The organism is Pseudoxanthomonas sp. LH2527 (assembly GCF_022539275.1).
Classification (GTDB): Bacteria; Pseudomonadota; Gammaproteobacteria; order Xanthomonadales; family Xanthomonadaceae; genus Pseudoxanthomonas_A.
The window spans coordinates 1-648 of record NZ_JAKZBW010000062.1; the positions used below are offsets into that span (position 1 = coordinate 1).

Sequence of the window (648 nt, forward strand, 5' to 3'; positions counted from 1 at the left end):
GTGGCGAGCTTGCTCTCCCGCGGTCGTAGCACCCAAGGTGTGACGCTCGACCACGCCGGCTCTCGGCATCTAATCTGGCAGATCGCCAAGAGATAAGGGTGCCGAAGGCGGGTGAGGGGCGAACGGAAAGGCGGACGTATCGGCGCCCGGTTCGTTACCGCGCTCTGCCCCTCATCCGCCCTCCGGGCACCTTCTCCCCGCTTATCGCAGGGAGAAGGAAACAGCGGAGGCTTGGGGGCTTACCGATACACCCCCGGCCCACGCCAGATCAGTTCGCCGCGGCGGTAGATGCGCATGACGTTCACCACGTCGCGGGCGTCGCCGATGGTGGCCAGGTCGGGGTCGCCGGGTTGGGCCAGGCGGCAGCCGCCGGAGCCGCGGGTGGCCACGATCTCCAGGGCGCAGACCATCAGGTCGCGGCGGCCGGGCAGGGGGAACGAGATTTCCTTTATGCCCTGGGCCTGCCATTCGGCGATGCGCAGTTCGTTGCGCAGGTCGTAGTAGATCTGGTGGCCGTCCACTTCCATGCTGGGGGTGGCGGCGTTGCCCTGTTGGTTGCCCTGGCGCTGGCCGCTGCCGACGGTGGGGCCGTAGTTTTCGGGGGCGGTGTCCTGGGCGAGCATGCCGGGGGGCTGGCCCCAGCGGGCG

1 pseudogene is annotated in these 648 nt (G+C 69.1%); it reads right to left on the reverse strand.

Annotated features, from left to right (window positions below):
- Window positions 1-239: 239 nt before the first annotated feature.
- Window positions 240-648 (reverse strand): annotated as a pseudogene (locus tag MMG85_RS18375) (type II toxin-antitoxin system RelE/ParE family toxin); the annotation flags it as partial.